Source organism: Pseudomonas sp. Mb7, from assembly GCF_054790525.1.
Map to the genome: position 1 here is coordinate 5,036,421 of NZ_CP186501.1, position 24,774 is coordinate 5,061,194.

21 protein-coding genes are annotated in these 24,774 nt (G+C 60.1%); 10 read left to right on the forward strand and 11 right to left on the reverse strand.

The window, feature by feature from the left end:
* The first annotated feature begins 47 nt into the window (after window positions 1-47).
* From ACOYXH_RS22790 to ACOYXH_RS22830, 9 genes are all read left to right on the forward strand, one after another.
* Complete coding sequence (locus ACOYXH_RS22790) at window positions 48-1,730, forward strand: flavin monoamine oxidase family protein (RefSeq protein ID WP_095050305.1); 1,683 nt, start codon at window positions 48-50, stop codon at window positions 1,728-1,730.
* Window positions 1,731-1,742: 12 nt separating this feature from the next.
* Window positions 1,743-2,537, forward strand: a complete 795-nt coding sequence (locus tag ACOYXH_RS22795; protein ID WP_220557078.1) for a carbon-nitrogen hydrolase family protein — start codon at window positions 1,743-1,745, stop codon at window positions 2,535-2,537.
* 38 nt (window positions 2,538-2,575) lie between these two features.
* Window positions 2,576-4,990, forward strand: coding sequence for a pyrroloquinoline quinone biosynthesis protein PqqF (pqqF, locus tag ACOYXH_RS22800; RefSeq protein WP_460409956.1), 2,415 nt, complete (start codon window positions 2,576-2,578; stop codon window positions 4,988-4,990).
* A gap of 155 nt (window positions 4,991-5,145) precedes the next feature.
* The gene (gene pqqA / locus ACOYXH_RS22805) at window positions 5,146-5,220 is read left to right on the forward strand and encodes a pyrroloquinoline quinone precursor peptide PqqA (RefSeq protein WP_003422658.1); all 75 of its coding nucleotides are present in this window, start codon (window positions 5,146-5,148) and stop codon (window positions 5,218-5,220) included.
* Between the two features lie 81 nt (window positions 5,221-5,301).
* Complete coding sequence (gene pqqB, locus ACOYXH_RS22810; protein ID WP_064388219.1) at window positions 5,302-6,213, forward strand: pyrroloquinoline quinone biosynthesis protein PqqB; 912 nt, start codon at window positions 5,302-5,304, stop codon at window positions 6,211-6,213.
* A 140-nt stretch (window positions 6,214-6,353) separates the two neighbouring features.
* Window positions 6,354-7,106: a pyrroloquinoline-quinone synthase PqqC gene (pqqC, locus tag ACOYXH_RS22815; RefSeq protein ID WP_095050302.1), complete on the forward strand. Its 753-nt coding sequence runs from the start codon at window positions 6,354-6,356 to the stop codon at window positions 7,104-7,106.
* A complete protein-coding gene (pqqD, locus tag ACOYXH_RS22820) occupies window positions 7,103-7,378 on the forward strand; it encodes a pyrroloquinoline quinone biosynthesis peptide chaperone PqqD (protein ID WP_095050301.1) in 276 nt (91 codons plus the stop codon). Before pqqC ends, pqqD begins: the two co-directional genes overlap by 4 nt.
* Entirely contained in the window at window positions 7,371-8,510 is a 1,140-nt protein-coding gene (gene pqqE, locus ACOYXH_RS22825) for a pyrroloquinoline quinone biosynthesis protein PqqE (RefSeq protein ID WP_016983158.1), read from the forward strand. The genes pqqD and pqqE overlap by 8 nt, the downstream gene beginning before the upstream one ends.
* Window positions 8,476-10,287 carry a S9 family peptidase gene (locus tag ACOYXH_RS22830; RefSeq protein ID WP_460409957.1) on the forward strand — a complete coding sequence of 604 codons (1,812 nt, stop codon included), beginning with the start codon at window positions 8,476-8,478 and terminating at the stop codon, window positions 10,285-10,287. The genes pqqE and ACOYXH_RS22830 overlap by 35 nt, the downstream gene beginning before the upstream one ends.
* A gap of 133 nt (window positions 10,288-10,420) precedes the next feature.
* Here the strand turns inward: ACOYXH_RS22830 and ACOYXH_RS22835 are convergent, their stop codons facing one another.
* Complete coding sequence (locus ACOYXH_RS22835; protein ID WP_003228885.1) at window positions 10,421-10,579, reverse strand: YqaE/Pmp3 family membrane protein; 159 nt, start codon at window positions 10,577-10,579, stop codon at window positions 10,421-10,423.
* 193 nt (window positions 10,580-10,772) lie between these two features.
* Window positions 10,773-12,056 (reverse strand): aspartate aminotransferase family protein, encoded by a 1,284-nt coding sequence (locus ACOYXH_RS22840; RefSeq protein WP_095126227.1) that lies wholly within the window; start codon window positions 12,054-12,056, stop codon window positions 10,773-10,775.
* A gap of 169 nt (window positions 12,057-12,225) precedes the next feature.
* Here ACOYXH_RS22840 and ACOYXH_RS22845 point away from each other — a divergent pair, with 169 nt between their 5' ends.
* Window positions 12,226-13,140 carry a LysR family transcriptional regulator gene (locus ACOYXH_RS22845; protein ID WP_460409958.1) on the forward strand — a complete coding sequence of 305 codons (915 nt, stop codon included), beginning with the start codon at window positions 12,226-12,228 and terminating at the stop codon, window positions 13,138-13,140.
* A gap of 227 nt (window positions 13,141-13,367) precedes the next feature.
* Here the strand turns inward: ACOYXH_RS22845 and ACOYXH_RS22850 are convergent, their stop codons facing one another.
* The 9 genes from ACOYXH_RS22850 to bioF form a co-directional block, all read right to left on the reverse strand.
* Window positions 13,368-15,146 (reverse strand): acyl-CoA dehydrogenase C-terminal domain-containing protein, encoded by a 1,779-nt coding sequence (locus tag ACOYXH_RS22850; protein ID WP_194935268.1) that lies wholly within the window; start codon window positions 15,144-15,146, stop codon window positions 13,368-13,370.
* 214 nt (window positions 15,147-15,360) lie between these two features.
* Window positions 15,361-17,157, reverse strand: coding sequence for an acyl-CoA dehydrogenase C-terminal domain-containing protein (locus tag ACOYXH_RS22855; RefSeq protein ID WP_095050297.1), 1,797 nt, complete (start codon window positions 17,155-17,157; stop codon window positions 15,361-15,363).
* A gap of 90 nt (window positions 17,158-17,247) precedes the next feature.
* The gene (locus tag ACOYXH_RS22860) at window positions 17,248-18,537 is read right to left on the reverse strand and encodes a GGDEF domain-containing protein (protein WP_095050296.1); all 1,290 of its coding nucleotides are present in this window, start codon (window positions 18,535-18,537) and stop codon (window positions 17,248-17,250) included.
* A 300-nt stretch (window positions 18,538-18,837) separates the two neighbouring features.
* The gene (locus tag ACOYXH_RS22865) at window positions 18,838-20,643 is read right to left on the reverse strand and encodes a phenylacyl-CoA dehydrogenase (protein ID WP_095050295.1); all 1,806 of its coding nucleotides are present in this window, start codon (window positions 20,641-20,643) and stop codon (window positions 18,838-18,840) included.
* A 274-nt stretch (window positions 20,644-20,917) separates the two neighbouring features.
* On the reverse strand, window positions 20,918-21,214 hold the full coding sequence (locus tag ACOYXH_RS22870) for a pyrroloquinoline quinone biosynthesis protein PqqE (protein ID WP_093429944.1): 297 nt from the start codon (window positions 21,212-21,214) through the stop codon (window positions 20,918-20,920).
* A 107-nt stretch (window positions 21,215-21,321) separates the two neighbouring features.
* Window positions 21,322-22,002 (reverse strand): dethiobiotin synthase, encoded by a 681-nt coding sequence (gene bioD, locus ACOYXH_RS22875; RefSeq protein ID WP_095050294.1) that lies wholly within the window; start codon window positions 22,000-22,002, stop codon window positions 21,322-21,324.
* On the reverse strand, window positions 21,999-22,808 hold the full coding sequence (gene bioC / locus ACOYXH_RS22880; protein WP_095126230.1) for a malonyl-ACP O-methyltransferase BioC: 810 nt from the start codon (window positions 22,806-22,808) through the stop codon (window positions 21,999-22,001). The genes bioD and bioC overlap by 4 nt, the downstream gene beginning before the upstream one ends.
* A complete protein-coding gene (locus ACOYXH_RS22885; RefSeq protein ID WP_095050292.1) occupies window positions 22,801-23,532 on the reverse strand; it encodes an alpha/beta fold hydrolase in 732 nt (243 codons plus the stop codon). The genes bioC and ACOYXH_RS22885 overlap by 8 nt, the downstream gene beginning before the upstream one ends.
* Window positions 23,525-24,703, reverse strand: coding sequence for an 8-amino-7-oxononanoate synthase (bioF, locus tag ACOYXH_RS22890; protein ID WP_258708907.1), 1,179 nt, complete (start codon window positions 24,701-24,703; stop codon window positions 23,525-23,527). The genes ACOYXH_RS22885 and bioF overlap by 8 nt, the downstream gene beginning before the upstream one ends.
* Window positions 24,704-24,774 lie beyond the last annotated feature (71 nt).

Genomic DNA, 24,774 nt, shown 5'->3' on the forward strand with positions numbered 1-24,774 from the left:
CTATACTCAGACGCGCATCCTGCGTCGGGTCGCCAGCAAGGTCAGCCATGAACAAGAACAATCGCCATCCTGCAGACGGTAAGAAACCAGTCACCATTTTCGGCCCGGACTTTCCGTTCGCGTTCGACGACTGGATCGAGCACCCGGCCGGTCTCGGCACTATTCCTGAACATCATCATGGCGCTGAAGTGGCGATCGTCGGCGCTGGCATCGCCGGCCTGGTAGCGGCTTACGAGCTGATGAAGCTCGGCCTGAAACCGGTGGTCTACGAGGCTTCGAAGCTCGGCGGGCGTCTGCGCTCGCAAGCGTTCAACGGCACTGACGGCATCGTCGCGGAACTGGGTGGCATGCGTTTTCCGGTGTCCTCCACCGCGTTCTATCACTACGTCGACAAGCTCGGCCTGGAAACCAAACCTTTCCCGAACCCGCTGACGCCGGCCTCCGGCAGCACCGTGATCGACCTGGAAGGCAAAACCCATTACGCACAAAAGCTGGCGGATCTTCCTGCACTGTTTCAGGAAGTGGCTGACGCCTGGGCGGACGCACTGGAAGCCGGCTCGCAGTTCGCCGATATCCAGCAAGCCATCCGCGATCGCGATGTGCCGCGCCTGAAAGAACTTTGGAATACCCTGGTGCCGTTGTGGGACGACCGAACGTTCTACGACTTCGTCGCCACCTCCGAAGCCTTCGCCAAACTGTCGTTCCATCACCGCGAAGTGTTCGGGCAGGTCGGTTTCGGCACCGGCGGCTGGGATTCCGACTTCCCCAACTCGATGCTGGAAATCTTCCGCGTGGTGATGACCAACTGCGACGATCACCAGCACCTGGTGGTCGGTGGCGTCGAGCAAGTCCCACAAGGCATCTGGCGGCATGTGCCGGAGCGTTGCGTGCACTGGCCGGAAGGCACCAGCCTGAAATCCCTGCACCGTGGTGCGCCACGCTCGGGGGTGAAGAAAATCGCTCACGCGGCCGATGGCCGTTTCGCGGTCACCGACAATAATGGCGACACTCGCGAATACGCCGCAGTGCTGACCACTTGCCAGAGCTGGCTGCTGACCACCCAGATCGAATGCGACGAAACCCTGTTCTCGCAGAAGATGTGGATGGCCCTCGACCGCACCCGCTATATGCAATCGTCGAAGACTTTCGTGATGGTCGACCGGCCATTCTGGAAAGACAAAGACCCGGAAACCGGCCGCGACCTGATGAGCATGACCCTCACCGATCGCCTGACCCGCGGCACTTATCTGTTCGACAACGGCGACGACAAACCGGGGGTGATCTGCCTGTCGTACTCGTGGATGAGCGACGCCTTGAAGATGCTTCCGCACCCGGTGGAAAAACGCGTTGAGCTGGCGTTGAACGCGCTGAAAAAGATCTACCCGAAAGTCGACATCGCCGCGCGCATCATCGGCGATCCGATCACCGTGTCGTGGGAAGCCGACCCTTACTTTCTCGGTGCGTTCAAGGGCGCCCTGCCCGGCCACTATCGCTACAACCAGCGCATGTACGCGCACTTCATGCAGGACGAGATGCCCGCCGAGCAGCGCGGGATCTTCATCGCTGGCGACGACGTTTCGTGGACACCGGCATGGGTTGAAGGCGCGGTGCAGACGTCGCTCAACGCGGTGTGGGGGATCATGAAGCATTTCGGCGGTTCGACACATAAAGCGAACCCGGGCCCGGGTGATGTGTTCAAAGACATCGGCCCTATCGCCCTGCCCGAGTAAGAGGAATCCCTGATGCGTGTAGCCCTTTACCAATGTCCACCGCTGCCTCTGGACCCTGCCGCCAACCTGCAACGCCTGCATCAAGTGGCGATGGAGGCCAAAGGCGCCGATCTGCTGGTGCTGCCGGAGATGTTCATGACCGGCTACAACATTGGCGCCGAAGCGGTCAGCACCCTGGCTGAGGTCTACAACGGGGAATGGGCGCAGCAGATCGGCCGCATTGCCAAGTCGGCCGGTTTGGCGATTCTCTACGGTTACCCCGAGCGCACGGCGGACGGGCAGATCTACAACGCCGTGCAGTTGATAGACGCCAACGGTGAGCGCCTGTGCAATTACCGCAAGACGCACCTGTTCGGTGACCTTGACCGCTCGATGTTCAGCCCCGGTGAAGGCGATTTTCCGGTGGTTGAACTGAACGGCTGGAAACTCGGTTTCCTGATCTGCTACGACCTGGAATTCCCGGAAAACGCCCGACGCCTGGCCCTCGACGGCGCCGAGCTGATTCTGGTGCCGACGGCGAACATGATTCCGTTCGATTTTATCGCCGATGTCTCCGTACGCTCCCGCGCCTTCGAAAACCAATGCTACGTGGCCTACGCCAACTACTGCGGCCATGAAGGCGATATCCACTATTGCGGGCAAAGCAGCATCGCCGCGCCTGACGGCAGCCGTATTGCTCAGGCCGGTCTGGACGAAGCATTGATCGTCGGCGAACTGGATCGGCAGTTGATGATCGATTCACGCGCGGCCAATCGCTACCTCAGCGACCGCCGCCCGGAGCTTTACGGCGCGCTGAACAAGCGCTAATCCGCTAGCATGGGCACTCCACTGTTCTGGAAGTGCCCATGCCTGCGCCGACTCACCCCCGCCCCCACACCGAAACCCTGGCCAACGGCTTGCGCGTGACCCTGCGTCATGTGCCAGGCCTCAAGCGCAGTGCCGCTGCCCTGCGGGTGGCTGCCGGTAGTCATGACGTGCCATTGGCGTGGCCGGGGCTGGCGCATTTCCTCGAGCATTTGCTGTTTCTCGGCACTGAGCGTTTTCCGGCGGACGAAGGGTTGATGGCCTACGTGCAGCGCCACGGTGGCCAAGTGAATGCCAGCACTCGCGAACGCACCACTGACTTTTTCTTTGAGCTGCCGACGCGCTCGTTCAGCAAGGGGTTGGAGCGTCTGTCAGACATGCTAGCCAAGCCGCGTATGAATCTGGACGATCAACTGCGGGAACGGGAAGTGTTGCAGGCGGAATTTGTCGCCTGGTCGCAAGATCCTGCGGCTCAGCAGCAGTTTGCGTTGTATGAGGGTTTACCGGCAGAGCATCCGTTGCGCGGATTTCATGCGGGGAATCGGGACAGCCTGAAAGTGGAATTGCCAGCGTTTCAACAGGCGTTGAAGGATTTCCACCAGCAGTTCTATCGCACCGGACAAATGAGCTTGAGCCTGGTGGGGCCGCAGAGCCTTGAAGAGCTGCGCGCGCTGGCCGAGCAGTTCGCAGCGGCTTTGCCGGTTGGGGATAAAGTTGCACAGGTGGCGCCCCTGCCGCTGGCGGTGAAAAGTTATCAACAGGCCGCTGAGCGACGCGGCAATCTGCTGTTTGCGTTCGATGATTTGCCGGAGACTTCCGCCGAGGCAATGGCATTCCTCTGCCACTGGCTGAACAGTGCCAAGCCCGGGGGGTTGCTGGCGCATCTGCAGGAACAGAATCTGGCGGATGATCTGAAAGCCGCACCACTGTACTGCTTTGCGGGGCAAGCCTTGCTACATCTGGCATTCATCGCACCAGCCGAATCGATGAACGCCATTAGCGAACGCGCAAAGGATTGGCTGAGCTTCTTCGCGCAACAGGATTGGACGCCGCTGCGGGCGGAATACACGGCCCTGGTTCAGCGCCAGCAACAAGTCAGCGGCGCGCTGCAACTGGCACGACTCGACAGCGAGCGACAAGAGAGTGGTCTGTCCGACAGCGGCATCAGCGCCCTCAAACATCTGCTCCGTGAAATCGGTGTTGTGGATAACTTCAGCGCTCACTGGCGATTACCTGCTGCCAATCCATTCCTGCGCACCAGCGAACCGCTCGCCAATGCACGCCTGATTCGCGGCCAAACCAGCGCCCACCGTGGCCTTCGTACATTTGCTCAGGATCGCTCGCGCGGCCGTCGCGAACGCTCGCCGATGCAGTTCAGCCAGGTCTTGCCGGACAGCGGCAATGAAGGCGCGATTTATCTGCGTTGGCAGGTTGAGTCTGCCGCCAGCCCTGATCTGCACTCGAGATTGCAACGCAGTCTTCGGGAAACTCAGCAAGACGCGCGCGAGGCTGGAGTCGAGTTGTCTTTCAGCACCACAGGGCATCAATGGTTGCTCAAGCTCACCGGCCTGCAGGAGCCAATGCCCAGCGTCCTGGAGCATGCGCTGAAATGTCTGACGCAAGTTGACGCCGATTCGTTGCGTAGTGAGGCGGAAACGCCGCTGATCCCCATTCGCCAGTTGCTGAAAGCGCTGCCGGAACAGGCGCTGGAATCAGCTAAAACCGGCGACGACGCCCAACAGCTGTGGACAACTTCGCATTGGGACGGCCTCGCGTTGGGACTGAGCCAACAGACCCAGTCCGCCTTGGGCCTGGCCCTGAGCCGGGTTCCCGGCATCCCGGACAACCAACTGGCAGCGCCGGCGGCAATCACCGCGCAAAAACACTGGCGCCATGTCGATACCGCCTCCAGCGAACACGCCGTGCTGTTGTTCTGCCCCGCCACCAGCCGCGACATCGTCGAGGACGCCGCGTGGCGACTGTTGGCGCACGTGTGCCAGACGCCGTTCTACCAGCGCCTGCGCGTCGAATTGCAATTGGGCTATGCGGTGTTCAGTGCGCTTCGTCAGATGAATGGCCAAACCGCCCTGCTGTTTGGCGTGCAATCCCCGAGCGCCAGACCTGCGGAGTTGCTCAAACACATTCAACAGTTCCTCAAAGGTATGCCCGCGCTGATCGAACAGTTTGATGAGGCCAGCCTCAACCAGCAGCGGCATAACCTCGCGGATCAATTCGACGCAGCCAATCTATCCAGCAAAGACGCTGCTGAGCTGCTCTGGCAGGCCAGACTCGCAGGCCACTCGTCGGATTATCTTGGGCAATTACTCGCCGCCATTGGCCAACTGGATCGCCAGGCGTTGTTTAACGCAGCACAGCGCTTGATCAACGCCGAGGGCGGCTGGCTCTGTCTCGCCAGCGACCCCGCACCCAGTAACCCATGGCAAACGACAAATTGATCATTACCGAGGCTGCAAGGAGCTTTCTCGAATATTCACGGGCAAACCCGGTGAAATTTTGAGTAACATAGCCGCCTAACTATTTGGAACATCTTTGCGCTGCCGTGGACTATACCTATGGACAGCGCTATCCCACCCAACCTGAGGAGACACCTATGTCCTGGACAAAACCGGCTTACACCGACCTGCGTATCGGCTTCGAAGTCACCATGTACTTCGCCAGCCGCTGAGTTCTGCTTACGTAGAATTGCAGTGCAACGCCTCGGCTCGCCGGGGCGTTTTATTTTCCGCGTAGAAATGATGGAGCGTTCATGTTCGTCCAGATTCTGGGTTCGGCCGCCGGTGGCGGTTTTCCGCAGTGGAACTGCAACTGCGTCAATTGCGCAGGCTTTCGCGACGGCAGCCTGAATGCCAAGGCCCGCACCCAATCGTCCATCGCGATTTCCGATGACGGCGTGAACTGGGTACTGTGCAACGCCTCGCCGGACATCCGCGCACAGCTGCAAAGCTTCGCCCCGATGCAACCGGGCCGCGCCCTGCGTGACACCGGCATCAGCGCGATCATTCTGATGGACAGCCAGATCGACCACACCACCGGCCTGCTCAGCCTGCGCGAAGGCTGCCCGCATCAGGTCTGGTGCACGGACATGGTTCATGAAGATCTGAGCACTGGTTTTCCGCTGTTCAAGATGCTCACCCACTGGAACGGCGGGCTGGACTGGAACCGCATCGAACTCGACCAGAGCTTCACCGTGGCCGCATGCCCGAACCTGCGCTTCACCCCGCTGCCGTTGCGTAGCGCCGCGCCGCCGTACTCGCCGCACCGCTTCGATCCTCACCCGGGCGACAACATCGGTTTGATCGTTGAAGACTTGAAGACCGGCGGCAAATTGTTCTATGCGCCGGGCCTGGGCAAGGTCGATGCGCCGTTGCTGGAGATCATGGCCGGCAGCGATTGCCTGCTGGTGGACGGCACGATGTGGGATGACGATGAAATGCAGCGCCGTGGCGTCGGCACCCGCACCGGTCGCGAGATGGGCCATCTGGCGCAGAACGGCCCTGGCGGCATGCTCGAAGTGCTGGAGCAGTTGCCTGAGCAGCGCAAAGTGCTTATCCACATCAACAACACCAATCCGATTCTCGATGAAGATTCGCCGGAGCGTGCTGAGTTGGCCCGGCGTAATGTTGAAGTGGCGTTCGATGGCATGAGTATTGTGCTGTAAGCATTTGAGACCGCTGCGCGGTCTATCGCGAGCAGGCTCACTCCTACATTGGAATGCGATCACTTGTAGGAGTGAGCCTGCTCGCGATAAGGCCGGTACAGACACCAGATATTTCTAGGGTTGTTCCCCGGAGAACCGCAATGACCGACACCCCGCTTTCCCCGGCCGAATTCGAAGCGGCCCTGCGCGCCAAAGGCGCCTATTACCACATCTACCACCCGTACCATGTGGCGATGTACGAAGGCCGCGCCACCCGCGAACAGATTCAGGGCTGGGTCGCCAACCGCTTCTACTATCAGGTGAACATCCCCCTGAAGGACGCGGCGATCCTCGCCAACTGCCCCGATCGGGAAATCCGCCGCGAGTGGATTCAACGCCTGCTCGACCACGACGGCGCCCCCGGCGAGGACGGCGGCATCGAAGCCTGGCTGCGTCTCGGCCAAGCGGTCGGCCTCGACCCTGATCAACTGCGCTCCCAGGAACTGGTGCTGCCCGGCGTGCGTTTCGCCGTCGACGCCTACGTCAACTTCGCCCGCCGCGCCAGTTGGCAGGAAGCCGCCAGCAGCTCGTTGACCGAACTGTTTGCACCACAGATCCACCAGTCGCGCCTCGACAGTTGGCCGCAGCATTATCCGTGGATCGACCCGGCCGGTTACGAATACTTCCGCACCCGTCTCGGTCAGGCGCGACGCGATGTCGAGCACGGTCTGGCGATCACGCTTGAGCACTACAAGACGCGTGAAGGCCAGGAGCGCATGCTGGAAATTCTCCAGTTCAAACTGGACATTCTTTGGAGCATGCTCGATTCCATGAGCATGGCCTACGAACTGAACCGCCCGCCGTATCACAGTGTCACCGAGCAACGCGTCTGGCACAAAGGAATCACCTTATGAGTTTCGACCGCAGCAAAGTCCCGACCTGGCGTCCCGGCTACCGCTTCCAGTACGAACCGGCGCAGAAAGGCCATGTGCTGCTCTACCCCGAAGGCATGATCAAACTCAACGAAACCGCTGCGTTGATCGGCGGTTTAATCGACGGCGAACGCGATGTCGCGGCGATCATTGCCAAACTTGATGAGCAGTTCCCGGGCGTGCCTGAGCTCGGTGACGACATCGAGCAATTCATGGAGGTTGCCCGTGCGCAGCACTGGATCGAACTTGCCTGATCTGCCGCCCAAGCCTGAAGTCGGCCTGCCGCTGTGGCTGCTCGCCGAGCTGACCTACCGCTGCCCGCTGCAATGCCCGTACTGCTCCAATCCGCTGGATTTCGCCGAGCAGGGCAAAGAGCTGAGCACCGAGCAGTGGATCAAGGTGTTCCGCGAAGCGCGGGAGATGGGCGCGGCGCAACTGGGCTTTTCCGGTGGCGAGCCGCTGGTGCGTCAGGATCTCGCCGAGCTGATTCATGAAGCGCGGCAGTTGGGTTTCTACACCAACCTGATCACCTCTGGCATCGGCCTGACCGAGCAGAAAATCAGCGACTTCAAGAAGGCCGGGCTCGATCACATCCAGATCAGTTTTCAGGCCAGCGATGAGCAAGTGAACAACCTGCTGGCCGGCTCGAAAAAGGCTTTCGCGCAAAAGCTGGAAATGGCTCGCGCAGTGAAGGCCCACGGCTATCCGATGGTGCTGAACTTCGTCACCCATCGGCACAACATCGACAAGATCGACCGCATCATCGAGCTGTGCATTGCGCTGGAAGCCGACTTCGTTGAACTCGCCACCTGCCAGTTTTACGGTTGGGCGCAGCTCAATCGTGTCGGCCTGTTGCCGACCAAAGAGCAACTGGTGCGCGCCGAGCGCATCACCAACGAATACCGCGCGAAGCTGGAAGCCGAAGGGCATCCGTGCAAGCTGATTTTCGTCACCCCGGATTACTACGAAGAACGCCCGAAGGCCTGCATGAACGGCTGGGGCAGTATTTTTCTGACAGTCACACCGGACGGCACCGCCCTGCCTTGTCATGGCGCCCGACAGTTGCCGGTGCAATTTCCCAATGTGCGCGATCACAGCATGCAGCACATCTGGTACGACTCGTTCGGCTTCAACCGCTTCCGTGGTTACGACTGGATGCCCGAGCCGTGCCGCTCGTGCGACGAGAAAGAAAAAGACTTCGGCGGCTGCCGCTGTCAGGCGTTCATGCTCACCGGTGATGCGAGCAATGCCGACCCGGTGTGCAGCAAGTCCGAACATCACGGCGTGATTCTCAAGGCCCGCGAAGAAGCCGAGACTGCCACTCAAACCATCGAACAACTGGCCTTCCGCAATGAACGAAACTCGCGCCTCATCGCCAAGGGCTGAGCCATTCAGCGCTTCGCAAGCCGTCGCTGCCGGCATGGACTTCGCCGAACTTCAGCTCGGCGCCAACGGGCTGTTCTGGAATGAATATCGTCCGGAAGATGCCGCGTGCCGGATCTGGCATTGGCGCGATGGCGTGACGAAATGTCTGACGCCGAATGGTTTTAGCGTGCGCAGTCGCGTGTACGAATATGGCGGTGGCGCGTTTTGTCTGACGCCGGATGGGGTGGTTTTCGTCGCGGAGGCGGATCAGCAGTTGTATCGCCAGAAGCTCGGTGGCGAGCCGGAAGCATTGACCTCGGGCGAGTGCCGTTATGGTGATCTCCATTTTGCTTTCGGCCAAGTGCTGGCGGTCGAAGAACAGCAAGATCAGCATCGGCTGGTAGCAATCGATCTGGCTGACAGCGCACGACATTTGTTGGTTGAGGGCGCGGATTTTTATGCGGCGCCAATCCTTAGTGTGGATGGCCAGCGCTTGGCCTGGATCGAGTGGAGTCGGCCGCATCAGCCGTGGACGTCGACCCGGTTGATGGTGGCTGAGCGTTCGACTGACGGTGCATTTGGTTCGCCGCAATGCATTGCCGGCACCGAGGTTGAAGAGTCCATTCAGCAACCGCGATTCGATGCCGACAATCGCCTTTATTGCCTGACCGATCGTGGTGGATTCTGGCAGCCGTGGGCTGAGACTTCCGACGGTTTGGAGCCATTACCTGCTGCGCAAGCCGATCACGCGCCAGCACCGTGGCAACTGGGCGGCTGCACTTGGTTGCCTGTTGAAAATTCGGTTTTAGCCAGTTGGAGTGAAGGCGGTTTCGGCCGTCTGACATTAGGCGATGACGACTTCACCGGTGACTACAGTCGTTTCCGGCATTTGGCTTTGGATGCGCAATTTATCTACTGCATCGCCGCCTCGCCGACCAGTCCTTCTGCGGTCATCGCCATTGATCGGGCGACGCGCAAAGTGAACATGCTGGCCGGCGGCGTAGCGCCTTTACCCGCAGAGCGCATCAGCCGTCCGCAAACCCTGTGTTACCCAAGCGGTTCGGGCGAAGCGCATGGGTTCTTTTATCCGGCCATGAGCGGCGAGACAAACCCGCCGCTGGTAGTGTTCATCCACGGCGGCCCGACATCGGCCTGCTACCCGATGCTCGACCCGCGCATTCAATACTGGACGCAACGCGGCTTCGCCGTGGCCGATCTCAACTATCGCGGCAGCAGCGGTTATGGCCGCGAATATCGGCAGGCCTTGCATCTGAGCTGGGGTGAGGTGGATGTCGAGGATGCTTGTGCGGTGGTGAGTCATCTCGCCGGCCAGGGTTTGATCGACGGTGATCGCGCATTCATTCGTGGCGGCAGCGCAGGTGGCTACACCACGTTATGTGCGCTGGCGTTCAAGCAAGTCTTCCGCGCTGGAGCGAGCTTGTACGGCGTCAGCGACCCGGTTGCGTTGGCTCGAGCTACGCACAAATTTGAAGGTGATTATCTGGACTGGCTGATCGGCGATCCCGAGCAAGACGCCGAACGCTACGCCGCACGCACGCCGTTGTTGCACGCAAACAACATCCGCGTACCGGTGATTTTCTTTCAGGGTGAACTGGACGCCGTGGTCGTGCCACAACAGACCCGCGACATGGTCACGGCGCTGGAGCACAACGGCGTCCCGGTCGAAGCGCATTACTACCCCGACGAACGCCACGGATTCCGCCGCGCGGCCAATCAAGCGCATGCGCTGGAGCAGGAGTGGAAGTTCTATCGCCAGGTAATGGGATTGACGGACTGATCACCGCGCCCTGTTCAAAACCGGGTTGCCCCATTCGCGAGCAGGCTCGCTCCCACATTGGATCTGTGTTGTTCACAAATCCCCTGTGGGAGCGAGCCTGCTCGCGAAAGCTATCTACTTGGCGCCGCAGTACTCAGCGCTTGGCGATGATGTACACCGCATGCACGATCCCCGGAATATAACCGCACAACGTCAGCAGAATGTTCAACCAGAACGCCCCGCCAAACCCGACCTGCAGAAACACGCCCAGTGGTGGCAACAGAATAGCGATGATGATGCGAATGAAATCCATGGGGCAGCTCCTGTATGGGGGTTGGCTCACTTGAGCCATACAAGCTAATCGACCTGCGCCGCTCGTCAGGGTTCAGTGCAACGGCCATTTGATCGCCACCACCTCAAAAAAAACGCCCCACGCCAAAAGAATCAGGCGTGGGGCGTGCGTTATACCGCGAGACGGTTCTGGAAATCGGGTAAGAAACTTCAGTTCAGACGGCAATCCCCTTGCGGCATTGCAGTTGTGCGGTTCGCACTCGCGAGAAGGCGCGGCCCAGGCGCAGGAGCATTTCGTCGATGTTGGTTTTGCTGACGGTAAGGGCCGGGGTGAAGCGCAGGCAGTTGGCTTGCGGGGCGTTGAGCAGCAAGCCTTCGTGAAGGGCGGCGTGGACCACGGCCTCAGCGGAATCGTCCGACAGGGTCAGTCCGTAGAACAAACCTTGGCCACGCAGTTCGCCGTGGTCGTAGCGGTGCGCCAATCGGGCCAGGCCTTCGCGCAGATGCTGGCCATTATCGTTGACCTGCTGCAGGAAGCTGCGGTCGTACACGCTGTCGAACACCACCAGGCCAGCCGCTGTCATCAGCGCATTGCCGTGATGCGTGCCGCCCAGTTCACCCGTGTCGAAACAACACGCCTTGCCCCGCGCCAGCAGCGCCGCCAAGGGCACACCGCCGCCAAGGCCTTTGCCGAGCACGACGATATCGGCGCGTACGCCATAGGACTGTTCGGCAAGCAAGGTGCCGCAGCGACCGATGCCGGTTTGTACTTCGTCGAGGATCAGCAGAATGCCCAGCTCTCGGCACAGACGTTCAACGCCTTTTAGGTAATGCTCAGTCGCCGGAACAACCCCGGCATCGCTCTGGATCGGCTCCAGCATGATCGCCACGGTTTGCGCATCGACCGCGGCGTGCAGCGCGGGCAAGTCGTTGAACGGCACCAGATCGAAACCCGGCAGTAACGGCGCGAAACGGTTGTGCAAGTTGCAGCTATCGGAGGCAGAAATCGTCGCCAGACTGCGGCCATGGCAACCCTGCTTCGCGACAATGATTCGCGAGGCGCCGCCACGATGCAGTTGGCCCCATTTGCGCGCCAGTTTGATCGCCGCTTCACAGGCTTCGCTGCCGCTGTTGAGCAGATAGGCCTGATCGCTGGAGGTGCTGGCGCACAGCCGTTCAGCGAGGCTGAGCATGCCGCGATTGTGCAGGTTGAAACCGGGATTGATCAGCGCCTGCGCCTGGCTGGCAATCGCTTTGACCAGCGCTGATGGGCTGTGGCCAAGACTGTTGGCGCCACCGGCCTGGGAAAAATCGAGGTACGCGCGGTCATTGCTGTCCCACAGCCACGAACCCTGACCACGCACGAACACCTGTTGCGGCCGTTCGACGCTGGGCATCAGGCGCTCGGAGCTAAGATTTTCGTTGATATCAGAAGGATCAGCCTCAAAAGCGAGGTCATCGAGACTCGGCGTCTGGCGCCGCAAACTGAACAGATTCATTGAAAAACACCACGTTTAAGGTGTTTTGAACTGCCTATGCAAACACTGTCGAAGCGAACGCTATTCATCGCGCTTTCTGGCCCTGTAAGCCTTGTGAATGCGGTTAGACTAGGCTCACTGAGGTCTGCGGGCCATTTCGATTTACCAGCATTTTCGATAAGCATTACTTATGGATTTCAAACAACTGCGTTATTTCGTCGCGGTCTACGAAGAAGGCCATGTCGGCCGCGCCGCCGAACGCCTGTCGATCTCGCAACCGGCACTGTCGCAGCAGATCCGCCAGCTCGAACAGAACCTCGACGTCACCTTGTTCGAACGCAGCAGCAAACGCCTGCTGCCGACCCTCGCCGCGCACACGTTGTACAACCACGCTTTGCCACTGCTCGACGGATTGCAGCGGGCGCGTGAGGCGCTGGGCAACTTCAAGGGGCTGGCCTTGCGCACGCTGGCAATCGGCGTGCTGCAAACGGTTCACACCAGTCTCGTTCCGCAAATGCTTGAGCGGGTGCGCAAGGCACAGCCACATCTGGTGGTGCAGATCTATGAATTGACCGGACTTGAGATCGAGCGGCGGCTGCTCAACGGTTCTTTGGACATCGGCATCAGTTACCTGCCGCCGCGCCAACCCGGCCTGCACGGCGTGATGCTCTACGAAGATGAACTGACGCTGGTCATCCCGGCGGATCATCCGCTGCGTGAATTCAAGAAAGTTTCGATGCGCCAGGCTGCCGAGCTGCCGATGTTGCTGCTGGGCGAAGAGTTTCAGATCCGCCAGATCTGGCAGGCGCAATTGACCGCGCTCGGACGACGCCCGCAGGTGCAGGCCGAACTGAACAATATGGTGGGGATACTCGACAGCCTGCCGCACACCAAACTGGCGACGGTGCTGCCGGGGCGTTCGCAAAAGGAGTACGACGATCAGGATCTGCTCTGGAAACCGCTGAGCGAACCGCGCGTGCCGCTGAAGGTAGGGTTGGTCTGTCGCGATGTGCAGCGCCAGCAGGCGCCTTTGGCGCTGTTGCAGACATTGTTGGAAGAAGTGATGGAGCGCGAAGTGAAGCCGGCGCTTGATCCGCTGGCCTGACTACTTTTCTGCAGGCAAAAGAAAACCCCGCCGAAGCGGGGCTTTGCAGACTGTTTCCCTGACATCCATTTCACTCCGCCACCCTGGCAGAATCCTACGTGTCCGTGTTGTTGCTTTGCGCTTCCTGCGCGACGTCCATGAAATGTAGATTAGCCGTGGATCCAATCTACGCATATGGGAGAACAGCAGCACGTCATGTAAGAGAATGCTTACATGACGTCATCGCATCAGAATTGCGCCGCATCCAGCAGGAACAGCGACTCGCTACCGGCCTTCACCGACGCACTCAACGAGTGAATACGCGGCAGCAAGCGGGCGAAGTAGAAGCGCGCGGTGCCCAGTTTGCTGGCATAGAAATCGTCTTGCGCTTCTTTGCCCAGCGAAGCTTTGGCCATCAATGCCCACATGTAGGCGTACGCTGTGTATCCGAATGCTTGCAAATATTCGACCGAAGCCGCGCCGATTTCGTTCGGGTTGTTTTTCGCCCGATCCAGCAGCCACGAGGTCAGCTCGTCGAGGGTGTCGACGGCATCGTTCAGCGGTTTGGTGAATTCGCCCAGATCGGCGCTGGCCGTCGCGGTGAAATGGCGGATCTCGTCAGCGAACAGCTTGTAGAAAGCGCCACCGCTGCCGACGATCTTGCGCCCGACCAGGTCCAGTGCCTGAATGCCGTTGGTGCCTTCATAGATCTGGGTGATGCGCACGTCACGTACCAGTTGCTCCTGACCCCACTCGCGGATGTAGCCGTGGCCGCCGAAAATCTGCTGGCCGTGCACGGTGGTTTCCAGACCCAGGTCGGTGAGGAATGCCTTGGCCACAGGCGTCAGCAACGCGACCAGATCTTCCGCACGTTTGCGGGTGGTGGCGTCTTCGCTGAACTTGGCGGTGTCGAGCTGCATCGCTACGTAGGTGGAGAACGCACGGCCGCCCTCGTTCGAGGCTTTCATGGTCAGCAACATGCGCCGCACGTCCGGGTGGACGATGATCGGGTCAGCGACTTTGTCTTTGTTCTGCGCGCCAGTCGGCGAACGGCTTTGCAGACGGTCGCGGGCGTATTCGACGGCGTTCTGATAGGAGCGCTCGCCGGTGGCCAGACCTTGGATGCCCACGCCCAAACGCTCGTAGTTCATCATGGTGAACATCGCGGCCAGACCTTTATTCGGCTCACCGACCAGATAGCCCACGGCTTCATCAAAGTTCATTACACAGGTCGCGGACGCCTGGATGCCCATTTTGTGTTCGATCGAACCGCAGTTCGCCGGGTTGCGCGCGCCCAGGCTGCCGTCGGCGTTGACCATGAACTTCGGCACCAGGAACAGCGAGATGCCCTTAGGACCGGCCGGGGCGTCCGGCAGCTTGGCCAGCACCAGGTGAATGATGTTTTCGGTGAGGTCGTGTTCGCCACCGGTGATGAAGATCTTGGTGCCGCTGACTTTGTACGACCCGTCGGCCTGAGGCTCGGCCTTGGTGCGAATAATCCCCAGGTCGGTGCCGGCGTGCGGCTCGGTCAGGCACATCGAGCCGGCCCAGACGCCAGCGTACATGTTCGGCAGGTACGCGGCTTTCAGCTCTTCGCTGGCGTGAGCGTTGATCGACAGGCAGGCGCCGGCGGTCAGCATCGGGTACAGACCGAACGACAGGCTGGCGGAGTTGACCATTTCTTCGACTTGCGCCGACACGGCTTTGGGCATGCCCATGCCGCCGTATTGCGGATCGCCACCGACGCCAACCCAGCCGCCTTCAGCGTACGTCTGATAAGCCTGTGGGAAACCGGCCGGCGTGGTGACGGCACCGTCCTTCCAGTGGCAGCCTTCTTCGTCGGCAGCGCGGCTCAGAGGTGCGATGCTTTTGCTGGTGACTTTGCCGGCCTCTTCGAGAATGGCTTCAACGGTTTCGGCGTCGACAGTCTCGGCCAGGGCCGGCAGTTCGGCCCAGAGCTTGGCGACCTCGAACACTTCATTGAGGACGAAGCGCATATCGCGCAGCGGCGCTTTGTAGTCAGCCATGGCAAACCTCGCAAGATCTAAACAGGTGATTCGTGGAATGATGTTTTCGTTGAGCCCGAGTGTACCTCAACAACTTTTGCGACACATAGGGTCAACCCGTGACCGTTTTGTTATTTTTAGTCATCACAAAAAAGATCGCAGCCTGCGGCAGCTCCTACAGATAAAACTCGGTCCCATGTAGGAGCTGCCGCAGGCTGCGATCTTTTGATCTTGCTTAAAGCGCAAACATTTCCGCCGGCAACTTCATCAAGCAATCACTGCCCGCCTCGATCGCCGCACGATGCGCCGCCGTACGCGGCAACAAGCGCTTGAAGTAAAACTCGCAGGTCGCCAATTTCCCGCGCAGGTAATCCCCCTCGCCCTCGCCCGCCTCCAGTTGCGCCTGCGCCACCAGGCCCATGCGCAACCACAGATAGCCAAGGATGATGTAACCGCTGTACATCAGGTAGTCCACCGACGCCGCGCCCACTTCATCCGGGTTCTTCATCGCCGCCATCCCGACCTTCACGGTCAGGTCGCCCCACTGCTGGTTCAGCTGATTGAGCTGCGCAACGAAACTGCCCAGCTGCGGGTGCTCAGCGTTGGCTGAGCAGAACTTATGGACGATTTTGGTGAAACCGCGCAGCAACTTGCCCTGACTGCCCAGCACCTTGCGTCCGAGCAGGTCCAGCGCCTGAATGCCGTTGGTGCCTTCATAGATCGGTGCAATCCGGCAATCGCGCACCAGTTGCTCCATGCCCCATTCGCGAATGAAACCGTGGCCGCCGAACACCTGCATGCCGTGGTTGGTCACTTCCAGGCCGGTGTCGGTCATGAACGCTTTGCAGATTGGCGTGAGGAACGCCAGCAAATCCTCGGCCTCCTGCCGTGCTTCGGCATCACCGCTCAGATGCGCGACATCGAGCAACTGCGCGGTGAAGTAGGTCAGCGCCCGATTGCCTTCGTTAAAGGCTTTCATGGTCAGCAGCATGCGCCGCACGTCCGGGTGGACAATGATCGGGTCTGCAGGTTTATCCGGGGCTTTGGCGCCGGTCAGCGCGCGCATCTGCAAGCGGTCGTTAGCGTATTTGATCGCGCCCTGGAAGCTTGCTTCGCCCAGACACAAACCCTGCATGCCGGTGCCTAGCCGCGCGTGGTTCATCATGGTGAACATGCAGTTCAGGCCCTTGTTCGGCTCACCGATCAGATAGCCCTTGGCGCTATCGAAGTTCAGCACACAAGTGGCCGAAGCCTTGATGCCCATCTTGTGTTCGATCGAACCACAGGAAACACCGTTGCGCTCGCCCGCTTCACCCGCCGTATCCGGCAAGAACTTCGGCACGATAAACAGCGAAATCCCTTTGGTCCCGGCCGGCGCATCCGGCAACTTGGCCAACACCAGATGGATGATGTTATCGCTCATATCGTGCTCGCCGGCAGAGATGAAAATCTTGCTGCCGGTAACCGCGTAACTGCCATCAGCCTGAGGCACGGCGCGGGTCTTGATGATGCCCAGATCGGTGCCGCAGTGGGCTTCGGTCAGGCACATGGTGCCGGTCCACTGGCCGGCGGTGAGTTTGCTCAGGTAGGTGTCTTTCTGCTCGGCGCTGCCATGGGCATGGATCGCCGACATCGCGCCGTGGGTCAGGCCCGGGTACATGCCCCAGGAAGTGTTGCTGGAGCCGACCATCTCACTGATCACCAGCCCCAGCGAACTTGGCAGCCCTTGGCCGCCGTAGCTCGGATCTGCCGCCAGACCATGCCAGCCACCTTCGACATATTGTGCGAATGCCTGCTTGAAGCCTGTAGGCGTTGTCACCACACCGTTGTCGAAATGGCAGCCCTCTTCGTCACCGCTGCGATTGAGCGGTGCGAGCACGTTCTCGCAGAACTTCGCGCCCTCTTCGAGGATCGCGTTGATCATGTCCGGGCTGGCGTCGTGGGCGCCGAGGGCGGCGTAGTTGCTGTGAAAGTCGAAGACGTGGTCGATCAGAAAGCGCATGTCGCGCAGGGGAGCTTTGTACTCAGGCATGGTGGCTTCTCCGTCAGCAGATTTCTCCAACCTACTGCCGGCCACCACGCCCCACAATCATTGTGCAGGCGCTGAATGCGCCGTCATCACTCAACCTGCGGCCGTGTCCATGCGCACCGCGCCACGACGGTTCTGGCCGAACGCAACCACGCAGTTACGCCCCGCGCCTTTAGCGGCGTAAAGCGCCTCGTCGGCGGACTTCAGCACTTGTTCCGGGTTGCGTTGCTCCACTCGCTCGGCGACGCCGATGCTCACCGTGACCGAAACGCTGGAAGCACCGGAACCGGCGCGGCGCTGACGACCTTGCTGATCATCCTGCGGACGGTTTTCCTGATTGCGCAGTTGAATGCTGTAGGACGCAATCGACTCGCGGATCACCTCAAGGTGCGGCATGCACTCCTCAAGGGTTTTGCCTGCGAACACCAGGGCGAATTCCTCACCGCCATAGCGATACGCCCTACCGCCACCGCTGATTTTCGACAGTTTGCTGGCGACCAGACGCAAAACCTGGTCACCAACATCGTGGCCGTGGGTGTCGTTGAATTTCTTGAAGTGATCGACGTCGCTCATCGCCAATACATAGTTGCGACCCAAGCGCTGCATGCGTTCATTGAGCGCGCGACGGCCCGGCAGTCCGGTGAGTTCATCGCGGAAGGCCATTTGATAAGCCTCATGCGCAACCGCGGCGGCGATCATCAACATCACCTGACTGCACATGATGTTCAGGGTAAACGGCAGGATGAACGTTTTCGGCAGCATCCAGAACACACCGAGCAAACCCACCAGTTGCGCCGCATGCAGCGGACGCGGGTTGCGCCAGTATTGCCAGGCCAGCAGCAGGAACGCCGAGATGAACACTGGATACGAGAGCTGAATCAGACTCATCCACGCGCCGTGTAGCGCCGGCCAGCGAATTTCCGAGAGCCACATCAGCAATGCCTGGGGATAACTTTGCTCAAGCCCCAATGCCACGCTGCCAAAGGCCAGCAACACGGCGAAACGCGCGACCATGTCCTGGAACAGATGTGTACGTTCCTGCCATGCGGCGAACAAGCCGAACAACAACGGCAACAGCAGGCAGACGAGGTGGAAGACCACCGCAGCGTCTTCGCGGACCTTGCCATTGTCGCGGTAATAGTCGGTCTGGGTGTCGAGCAGAAAGTAGGCGATGTACACCGTGAGCATCAGAAACAGCTCGCGCTGACGGCGGTAAACCGCGCAATACGCGCCGCCCAGCAACAGCACCAACGTCGGCAACACGTTGAACAGCGACGTGAAGAATACGCTAAGGTCTTTGACGTACGCAGCCGCCAACCCCGCGAGTAACAACAGCAGTGAAGGTAGGAAATGGCTGAAACGTACAGCGGAAGAACGCGGCAAGGGTAAAGCTCCGACCCGTCATGGCAAAGAGGTGGCATTGTGCCTGCAATGCATGCAGTTAAGCACACACAATGTGATCCAGATCACACGCAGTCTCTTTAACGGCCGGAAACGCTGATTTCTGAGCCTTCGACCAAGGTTTTTTGCCTCCTTGGAGATGAAATCTCCTTCATGGCCATCATGCTTGATGGCCATGTCGGGAATTTCTTCCAGGAATACCCACAACCGGAGGAAATCCGCGCATAAAAAAACCGCTGCCCCCCAAGGGAGCAGCGGTTTTTCTACAGACCGCGTTAATGCTTAGTAGCCCAGTGCGAAGTCTTCTTCTTTCATGTCCATCAGGTTGTTGGCGCCCGACAGCATGGTGGCCACATGCGTACGGGTACGCGGCAGGATGCGCTGGAAGTAGAAGCGCGCGGTTTGCAGCTTGGCCGTGTAGAACGCCGCGTCGCCGGTGCCTTCTGCCAGCTTTTCAGCTGCCAGACGCGCCATGTCGGCCCAGAAGTAAGCCAGGCAGGCATAACCGGAATACATCAGGTAGTCCACGGAAGCCGCGCCGACTTCTTCGCGATCTTTCATGGCAGCCATACCGACCTTCATGGTCAGCTCGCCCCATTCCTTGTTGATCGCGGCCAGCGGTGCGACGAACTCTGCAACGGCTTCGTTGCCTTCGTTGTTCTGGCAGAACTTGTGGACGATCTTGGTGAAGCCTTTCAGGGCCTCGCCTTGCGTCATCAGCACTTTACGGCCCAGCAGGTCGAGTGCCTGGATACCGGTGGTGCCTTCGTACAGCATCGAAATGCGGCTGTCGCGAACGTTCTGCTCCATGCCCCATTCGGCGATGAAGCCATGGCCGCCGTAGATCTGTACGCCGTGGTTGGCGGATTCAAAACCGACTTCGGTCATGAACGCCTTAGCGATCGGGGTCATGAAGGCCAGCAGTGCGTCGGCTTTCTTTTTCTCTTCTTCGTCGACGCCGTATTTGACGATGTCGACCTGTTTGGCAGTGAAGTACACCATCGCACGGTTGCCTTCGGCGAACGCCTTCATGGTCAACAGCATGCGGCGAACGTCAGGGTGCACGATGATCGGGTCAGCGGCTTTGTCCGGCGCTTTCGGGCCAGTCAGGGAGCGCATTTGCAGACGGTCGCGAGCGTATTTCAGGCCGCCCTGGAAACCGATTTCGGCGTGGGCCAGACCTTGCAGTGCGGTACCCAGACGTGCGGTGTTCATAAAGGTGAACATGCAGTTCAGGCCTTTGTTCGCCGGGCCGATCAGGTAACCGGTGGCGCCGTCGAAGTTCATCACGCAAGTGGCGTTGCCGTGGATGCCCATCTTGTGTTCCAGCGAACCGCAACTCACTGCGTTGCGTGCACCGACGGTGCCATCAGCATTGGGCAGGAACTTTGGAACGATGAACAGCGAGATGCCTTTGGTACCAGCCGGTGCGTCCGGCAGGCGGGCCAGCACGATGTGGACGATGTTATCGGCCATGTCGTGTTCACCGGCCGAGATGAAGATCTTGGTGCCGGAAACCTTATAGGAACCATCGGCCTGAGGTTCGGCCTTGGTGCGCAGCATGCCCAGGTCGGTGCCGCAGTGTGGTTCGGTCAGGCACATGGTGCCGGTCCATTCGCCGGAAACCAGTTTGGTCAGATAGGCTTCTTGCTGCTCAGGGGTGCCGTGCTCGGAGATGGTGTTCATCGCACCGTGCGACAGGCCTGGGTACATGCCCCACGACCAGTTGGCTTCGCCAACCATCTCGCTCACTGCCAAACCCAGCGATTCAGGCAAGCCCTGACCGCCGTGCTCAACGTCGTGAGCCAGGCTTGGCCAGCCACCTTCGACGAATTGCTTGTACGCCTCTTTGAAGCCAGTCGGAGTTTTCACGCCGGACTCGCTCCAGGTGCAACCTTCGAGGTCGCCCACGCGGTTCAGCGGTGCCAGTACCTGCTCACAAAACTTGGCGCCTTCTTCGAGAATGGCGTCAACCATGTCTGGAGTTGCGTCTGCGCAAGCCGGAAGGCTCTGATAGTGCGCTTCGTAGCCGAGCAGTTCGTCACGAACGAAGCGAATATCACGCAAGGGGGCCTTGTAGTCAGGCATAGCGATAAACCTCTGCTGATGTAACCGGGAATGAACGACCGTGTTGATTTGTTGTGACGGTCAAACAGTTGTTTGAAACATACGTTTACGCCGAAATCTTGTCAAGCATCGATCTTTTGCCGTTCGTCCCCGCATCTTTCAAACAGCGGACGCAGCAAACCGCCATGAGCTCGAACGAGTCATGGGCGCTGAAAAAAGATTAGTTGAGGGAGAAGGACTTACAACGAAAAACGCCGCGACAAAGCGCGGCGTTCAGGGTGTAGATGGTGAAAAATCAGGCGAAGGTGTCGATGATCGTACCGAGCATTTCGTCGGAAGCTTTGGCAACTTTTACGCCTAGCTCCACCTGAAATTTGCCCTGGGCCATTTGCACCATGTCGCTGCCCAGGTCCATTTGCTGGCTGCGATCAACGCCGCGCAGACGATCGACCTGCGCTTCCGAAGACTGGCTGGTGACCGAACGCTCAATGGTGTTGTTGGCAATCTGGCTGGCGGCCTGATCAACGCGGTTCTGCCCGCTTTGAATCGAGCTCAGACCTGCATAAAAAGCTGTGTTACCGGAGATTTCCATAACAGTTCTCATCCTTGGGAAGGATCAATGGCGCCATTGAACCAGAGGCGCCAGAAAAACACCCGTCAAAAACACTAATAGCACAGTGCCTGCCCATAGAGAAAAGCTTAGTCGAGCAGATCCAGTTGCAAATGATCCGCTACCGCTTCGGCACTCAAGCTCTTGAGTTTCGGCACGCGCCCAAGGCACGGCGCCGGAATTCTCTCGGCCAATGTGGCGAGGTTCTCCTCAAGCCGCGAAGTCTTCGGATCGATGATATTCGCCACCCACCCGGCCAGTTGCAGCCCATCACGGGCAATCGCCTCGGCCGTCAGCAAGGCATGACTGATGCACCCCAGCCGCACACCCACCACCAGAATCACCGGCAGCTTCAACGCAATCGCCAGATCCGACAGATTGTCCTGATCCGCCAACGGCACCCGCCAGCCACCCGCGCCCTCGATCAAGGTGAAATCGGCGTTCATCGCCAGAATCTCGCGCATCGGCGCCAGCAACGATTGCACGGTCAACGCTACTCCGGCCTCACGCGCCGCCAGATGCGGAGCAATCGCAGGCTCGAACGCCACGGGATTGACCTGTTGATAAGTCAGCGGCAGCGAACATTCGGCCAACAGCGCCAACGCATCGGAATTGCGCAGCCCCTTGGGCGTCACTTCGCACCCGGACGCCACCGGTTTGCCCGCCGCTGTGCTCAGCCCGGCCGAACGCGCCGCGTGCAGCAACCCTGCGGCAACCGTGGTCTTGCCGACATCGGTGTCCGTTCCGGTGATGAAATAGGCTGCGCTCATACGGGTTTCTCCAACACGGCGTAGACCACCTGATAAGTCGCCGGCAATCCCGACGCTTCACGGAACTGCTCGTAAGCTTCCACCAGCCCGAGAATCCGCGCCCGCCCGGTCAAACCACCGGGCCGTCCGGGATTCAGATTGTGCGCACCCAAGGCCTTCAATTCATGGGTCAGGCTGCGCACATCGGGGTAATGCAGCACGTGAGGCTGATTCTCCAGGCTTAGCGTACGCAAGCCACTGGCCGTACACAGTTGCTCATAACGGGCGAACTCGCGGAAGCGGTTGACGTGCACCATCCCGTCGACCTGCCGCCAGCTGTCGCGCAACTCAAACAGCGTCCCGACACAAAGACTAGCAAACGCAAAAATCCCACCCGGTTTCAGTACGCGAAAGGCTTCGCTGAGCACTGCATCGAAATCCGCGCACCACTGCACCGCCAGGCTGGAAAAGATCAGGTCGCAAGTCGAGTCCTGCAACGGCAGACGCTCCGCATCGCCAGCAATGAAGTACTCAGCGCCGCCCAACGGCCGCGCGTGATCGAGCATGCCCTCGGCAATGTCCAGCGCCAGACCGTGCCCCTCGATAAAATGCGAGGCCAGTGCCCGGGTGAAATAGCCGGTGCCGCAGCCCAGATCCAGCCAGCGCGACGGTGAAAAATCCGCCGGCAAGCGTTGAAGCAATTGTGTACCCACATCACGTTGCAACTCGGCGACGCTGTCGTAACTGGCCGCCGCGCGGGAGAAAGAGGCCGCGACCTGACGCTTGTCAGGCAAGCCGCCAGGCAGCACAAGAGACAAATCAGTCATCACCGCACTCATGTAAAAAAGCCTGGATAGCGCCCGCCAGTCCGTGGGGGTCTTCCAGAAGGAACGCATGACAGGCCTGTTCGATCAGACCTATTTCGATGTCCGGCAACAGGACGAACAACGCCCCCGCCGCTTCCGCCGGAACGAGAGCGTCCTGTCCGGCGAACAGATGAAATTGCGGGCCGCGAAATGCTTGCAGTGCTTCGCGGGTGTCCAGTTGCGCGAGCAATTCCAGGCCCGCCATCAACGCCGACGGCGCCGTGTGCGGTGCGCCGCCGAGCATCAACCGCGACAAGCCGCGCGCATCTTGTGCACCTTGAGCACAGAGCAGCGAAAAGCGTTTGAGGGTCAGCCGGGGATCGGCCTGGCAACCGGCGAGAAATGCATCGAAGGTCTCGCCCGGCATCGCGGTCGGCCACTGCTCATGGGCAACGAAGGAAGGGTTGCTCGCCAGAGTCAGTAAACCGCAGCAGCGCTCGCCACGGCGCGCCGCCAATTCGGACGCGAGCATGCCACCCAGCGACCAGCCACCGAGCCAGACGTCTTGTGGAATGCGTTCATCGAGTTCATCGAGCCAGTCTTGCAGGTCACTGGAATCCAGCTCCGGCAGCGGCTCGATTTCCACTTTCAGATGCTCGTCGAGCCCTTGCAAAGCGGCGGCCAGAGGCTCCATCGGCGACACACCGAGGCCCCAGCCGGGCAGCAGAATCAGGCGATTACGCATGGCTTGGCTCCGACGACAGTTGGGCAAAGCAATCGGCCAGTCCCTCTAACAATAGCTGCACCTGCGCCTCGCTGTGGGCGGCGGTCAGGGTCACGCGCAAGCGCGCGCTGCCGGCGGGCACGGTCGGTGGGCGGATGGCGGTAACCATCAGCCCGCGCTCGCGCAACATTTGCGACAACCGCACCGCGCGCCCGGCATCGCCGATCATGATCGGCTGGATCGGCGTGAAGCTGTCCATCAACTCCAGGCCGATCTGCTCGGCGCCCTGGCGGAACTGGCGGATCAAGGTCTGCAGATGATCCCGGCGCCAGTGTTCAGTGCGTAGCAACTCCAGACTTTTCAGGGTCGCGCAAGCCAGCGCCGGGGGCTGGCTGGTGGTGTAAATGTACGGACGGGCGAACTGGATCAGGCTTTCGATCAGCTCTTCGCTGCCCGCGACGAAGGCGCCAGCGGTGCCGAAGGCTTTACCGAGGGTGCCGACCAGTACCGGCACGTCCTCCTGACTCAAACCGAAATGCTCGACGATGCCGCCACCGTTCGCACCCAGCGGCCCAAAACCGTGAGCGTCATCGACCATCAGCCACGCGCCTTTGGCCTTGGCTTCACGAGCCAATGCCGGCAGGTCAGCGAGATCGCCGTCCATGCTGAACACACCGTCGGTGACTACCAGCGTATTGCCGGTGGCTTTCTCAAGACGCTTGGCCAGGCTCACCGCGTCGTTGTGCAGATAACGATTGAAACGCGCGCCGGACAACAGACCCGCGTCCAGCAGCGAAGCGTGATTGAGGCGGTCTTCCAGCACCGTATCGCCCTGCCCGACCAGCGCCGTGACCGCGCCGATATTAGCCATGTAGCCGGTGGTAAAGAGCAATGCACGCGGTCGACCGGTGAGATCGGCCAGCGCTTCTTCCAGTGCGTGATGCGGGCCACTGTGGCCAATCACCAGATGCGAGGCACCGCCACCGACGCCCCAGCGTTCAGCACCGGCGCGCCAGGCTTCGATCACTTGCGGATGATTGGCCAAGCCTAGGTAATCGTTGTTGCAGAAGGCGAGCAACGGTTTGCCGTCGACCACCACTTCAGGCCCCTGCGGGGACTCAAGCAGCGGTCGCTGGCGATAGAGATTTTCGGCACGACGGGCAGCAAGGCGTGCGGCGAGATCGAAAGACATGCAGGCCTCGACTTTCAAGTGACACAGATCCCTTGTGGGAGCGAGCCTGCTCGCGAATAGGCCTTCACATC